This is a genomic window from Stenotrophomonas sp. GbtcB23, assembly GCF_019091045.1.
Lineage (GTDB): Bacteria > Pseudomonadota > Gammaproteobacteria > Xanthomonadales > Xanthomonadaceae > Stenotrophomonas > Stenotrophomonas rhizophila_A.
Genome location: NZ_JAGXKC010000090.1, coordinates 1 through 4,467, shown reverse-complemented (window position 1 = coordinate 4,467; position 4,467 = coordinate 1). Strand labels below are relative to the sequence as shown.

Below are 4,467 nucleotides of genomic sequence, written 5' to 3'. Positions count from 1 at the left end.
AACCAGCGCCTGCAGGTCGCCATGGGCGTGTGGCAACTGGTACTTGAGGGTGAAGATGTACTCCATGATCCTGCTCCTCGTACATTGATCACCTGCGTTTCGCGCAGTTGTTCACGACGCGACGCAATGCCCGCCACCCCATCGCTTCGGCGTGCGCGATGCCAGCGTCAACTTCCCGCTTTGGATGCTTCGGTCTTGCCATCGGAAGGCTCCAGTGTGGTGGCGCCGGCAAAAGTTGTCAACTGACAACCACTGCCATATTGCATCGCATCGTGTAACCGATTACAGCGCCTGATAGCGTTGGCGCTGCCTCATTGGCGAGGCATATCAGGCAAGGACTTTTTGATGGGTTTGCACATCGCTCGTCGCGCCGCGCTGCTTCCGGTACTCGGCCTGGCCTTCGCTTCGGCCAGCCTGGCCCAGGATCTCCCTGACCGTGGTCAGTGGCGTGCCAGCAGTTCCTCCCAGCAAGTCCCGGCCATGGGGGTCAGCCACCTCATCGACGGCGATCCAAAGACCGTCACCGGCGGAGCGTTCAGCCCGGGCCACTGGTTCCAGGTGGATCTGGGAAAACCCAGCACGCTCAGCGGCGCGCGCCTTACCTGGGACGTCTCCAATCCGGAGGGCTACAGCCTGCAGACCTCACTGGATGGGAGGCAGTGGCAGACCGCTTACACCATGCGCGACTCGCTCGGCGGCATCGAAACCCTCTATTTCGCGCCGCGCCAGGCCCGCTACCTGCGGCTGGCCAGTCCTGAGCGGACATCGGACTGGGGCGTGTCCATCTTCGAACTTGAACCGCTCGACCCGCGCGCGACAGCACGCATTACCGGTTTGGACGCGACCCAGGCAGCGGCCGTGTGGCAAGGCGGCAGCGCCGTGGCCATCCCCGCCGGGAAAGACGGCAGCCACGTATTGGAGATCGCCCTGCCGAGGGCCCTCTCCACCACCGGGTTGGCAGTGGACTGGGCAGGCGCACACGGCGGCGCGCGCCTTCAGGTACAGGATGCACAGGGACGCTGGAGCGAACTCGCGCATGATCCGCAGGCCGGCAGCCGGCAGCAGAGCTGGCTGGCCGGCACCGCGCCGGTAACAGCACAGGCGCTGCGCCTGCATGTGCAGGGTGATGCACCGAAGATCGCGCGCCTGCGCCTGCTGGGCCCATCGACAGTTCGACCATTGCATCAACGACCCCGAGGCCGACGACTTCGACGCCCATTTCCGCATGCGGGACAGTTCGGGCGCGTGGCGCTGGATCCACTCGTTGGGTCGCGCCACCGAACGTGACCACGGCGGACGCGCCGTGCGCCTGGTCGGCATCCACCAGGACGTGACCGAGCGCAGGCAGCTGGAGGATGAGACGCTTCGGGCCAAGGAAGCAGCCGAAGAAGCGACCCGCGCCAAGAGCGAATTCCTGGCAAACATGAGCCACGAGATACGTACGCCGATGAACGCCATCATCGGCATGTCCCACCTTGCGCTGCAGACCGAACTCGCGCCACGGCAGCGAAACTACATCGAAAAGGTGAACCGCTCTGCCGAAGCGCTGCTGGGCATCATCAACGACATCCTGGACTTCTCCAAGATCGAGGCCGGCAAGATGGGGATGGAGCGCCTCGACTTCCGGCTGGAGGACGTACTCGACCACGTAGCCAATCTGGTGTCGATGAAGGCGGAGGATAAAGGGCTCGAACTTCTGTTCAGCTGCGCTGTGGACGTCCCTACGGCGCTGGTCGGCGACGCGCTTCGTCTTGGCCAGGTGCTGCTGAACCTGTGCAGCAACGCGCTCAAGTTCACCGAGCGTGGCGAAGTGATCCTGGGCATTGAAACCGCGGCCCGCACCGAGGACGGTATCGCGCTGCACTTCTGGGTGAAGGACACCGGCATCGGGATGACCCCGGAGCAATGCGCCCGCATGTTCCAGTCCTTCAGCCAGGCCGACGGTTCGACAACGCGCCGGTACGGCGGCACCGGGCTGGGGCTGGCGATCTCGCGCACCCTGGTGGAGCTGATGGGTGGCCGGATCTGGGTGGACAGCATGCCGGACCAAGGCTCCACCTTCCACTTCCATGCGCACTTTGGCCTGCAGGCGGACCCTGCCCCGCGCCGCATGTTCCGGGCGGAGGAACTGCAGGGGCTGCGCGTACTCGTGGTCGACGACAACGCGGCGGCGCGCGAGATCCTGTCGACGATGGCCAGGCAGTTCGGGCTGGAGGTGGATACCGCGCGCAACGGCACGCAGGGGCTGCGCATGGTGCGCCAGGCCTACGCAAAGCAGCTTGCCTACGACCTGGTACTGATGGACTGGAAAATGCCGGCGATGGACGGCGTGGAAGTCGTCCGCAGGCTGCAGTCGCTCAGCGAGGGCGAGGCACCGGCAGTCATCATGGTGACCGCCTTCGGGCGGGACGAAGCGATTGCCGAAGCGGCGACCACCGGGGCGCGCCTGAAGGGTGTGCTGACCAAGCCGGTTACGCCGTCAACCCTGCTTGAGTCGATCGGCCAGGCACTCGGCACGGGCACCGTGGGCGATGACCGCATTGAACTCAAGGCGTCAGCCGGTTCAACGCGGTTCGAGCAGCTGCGGGGTTCGCGTGTGCTGCTGGTCGAGGACAATGAACTGAACCAGGAGGTTGCGCGCGAATTCCTTGGTCAGGCCGGCATCGAGGTCACGTTGGCGGTCAACGGGCAGGAAGCATTGGACATCCTGTCGCGCGAATCCACCTTTGATGGCGTGCTGATGGACTGCCAGATGCCGGTGATGGACGGCTACGAGGCGACCCGTCGCCTGCGCGCCCAGCCGCGGTTCCAGCACCTTCCCATCATCGCCATGACCGCCAATGCGATGGCAGGCGACCGCGAAAAGGTCCTGGCCGCTGGAATGGTCGACCATATCGCCAAGCCCCTGCGCATGGAGGCCATGTTTGCCTGCATGGCAAAGTGGATCGGCACCGACCGCGCCTCCAGTGCGGCGTCCGCGGTACGCGTCAGCGACCCACCCGCTTCCGCGTTCCCCGCCATCACGGGCATTGATGTCGCCCGGAGCCTGGCCGGCGTCGATAACGATGTGAAGTTCTACCGGCGCCTGCTGGGCCTGTTCCGGACCGAGAACATGAGCTTTCTGGGCGATTTCACCCGGGCCCTGCGCGAGGGCGATGCCGAAGCCACGATGCGCCGTGCCCACACGCTTCGAGGGACGGCCGGAACCGTGGGTGCCACTGGCGTTGCGGAAGCGGCGGCCAGGCTGGAAAGGGCATGCCTCGACCGCGCCGACACGGACAGCCTGGAAGCCCTCCTTGCCGAGACGGCGGGGCGGCTGCAGCCGGTACTTGACGCGATTGCATCGGCGGGCATCGATGAACGCCAGACAGCGGCCGACGCTTCCGTGACTGGCGTGCCAACGGCCGCTCCCGGGCCAGCCGCGGCGCTGCTGCTGACGCGCCTGCGCGCGCTGCTGTCGGAGAACGATGCCGACGCCCAGGAGGTATTCGAACGCCTCACGCATCAACTGCACGCAGAAGGCAATCCATTGGCTGCAGCGTTGGCGCCGATGGCCCGCTTGATCGACACCATCCGCTTTGTCGAAGCGCTCGACTGTCTGGATGCAGCGATGCGCGCCGATGGGCCATGACCCGTTTCGGCAGGGCGCAGCGGGGCAGAGCCCCGCTCTACCGGGTGGTTACTCCCACTCGATCATCAACAGGCCACGCAAGCCCGCGTGGTTAAAGGGATTTGCGATGATCGACATGGGCCATTACCGTCGCTTTTACCGTCATCCGACAAGAGCTTTGTCTGGTGCGGAAGATGGAGGGATTTGAGGGGCGACGACTCTGGCAACTCCATCGTCAATCACCCTCTAGGATAGCGCAGACAAGCACAGCGGTCTTCCTCCAAGCCTCACTTCGCCGGTGGCTTCGGCGTTGCCTGCCCTCCCCTCTTGAAACCACGATCCCCCGCCATGAACGCCTCCAGCATGTGCGGGATCAACTTCTCTGCATCGACCGCCTCGCCATACACCTGCGCGTGCAGCGCGGCGTAGCGGTCGAGGTCGGCTTTCAGGCCGGCCGGGCACGCGAAGGTAAGCTTGACGTTCTCGGTCTTGGGCAGCGGCCCAAGCCGCAGTTTCTTGGTCGCGTTCATTGCGAAGCTCCCCGATTGAAGAACAGGGGCTGGTAGGGCCGCAGCACCAGATCCCGGTTGACGATGATCCGCACCGGCAGGCCGGGCCGCGTGGTCAGCGTCGGCTGGATGTTCATATTGCGCCGGGTGATCTCTTGGCCAACCTGATTGATGCTGTCCTGGGCGCTGACACGCCCGGCGATGACGAAGCGGGTGCCGTCCTGGCGGTTCTCCGGCGCGGCCAGCCCGGCGGGCTTATCCGACGCTCCGGACATACTTGCGTTCGACGTACCCGTCGATCAGCGCCACGAATTCCTGGGCGATGTTGTCACCGCGCAGGGTGACGGT

At 65.2% G+C, this 4,467-nt stretch carries 3 protein-coding genes and 2 pseudogenes; 3 read left to right on the top strand and 2 right to left on the bottom strand.

From position 1 onward, the window contains the following. From KVS69_RS17925 to KVS69_RS17915, 3 genes and pseudogenes are all read left to right on the top strand, one after another. The coding region (locus KVS69_RS17925; protein ID WP_217539350.1) for a hypothetical protein at positions 1-246 on the top strand (246 nt) is incomplete at its 5' end. Between the two features lie 99 nt (positions 247-345). Next, a pseudogene (locus tag KVS69_RS17920) lies at positions 346-1,164 on the top strand (discoidin domain-containing protein); the annotation flags it as partial. A 100-nt stretch (positions 1,165-1,264) separates the two neighbouring features. Beyond that, positions 1,265-3,631: a response regulator gene (locus KVS69_RS17915; protein WP_254622265.1), complete on the top strand. Its 2,367-nt coding sequence runs from the start codon at positions 1,265-1,267 to the stop codon at positions 3,629-3,631. A gap of 266 nt (positions 3,632-3,897) precedes the next feature. Here the strand turns inward: KVS69_RS17915 and KVS69_RS17910 are convergent, their stop codons facing one another. Further along, the gene (locus tag KVS69_RS17910) at positions 3,898-4,140 is read right to left on the bottom strand and encodes a DUF2274 domain-containing protein (protein ID WP_123787514.1); all 243 of its coding nucleotides are present in this window, start codon (positions 4,138-4,140) and stop codon (positions 3,898-3,900) included. After that, positions 4,137-4,364, bottom strand: a pseudogene (locus KVS69_RS17905) (TrbI/VirB10 family protein); the annotation flags it as partial. The gene KVS69_RS17910 and the pseudogene KVS69_RS17905, both read right to left, overlap by 4 nt. Positions 4,365-4,467 lie beyond the last annotated feature (103 nt).

Bases quoted from the DNA above. Each gene is read 5' to 3' on its own strand.
- KVS69_RS17910 (WP_123787514.1), bottom strand. From the start codon at position 4,140: ATGAACGCGACCAAGAAACTGCGGCTTGGGCCGCTGCCCAAGACCGAG.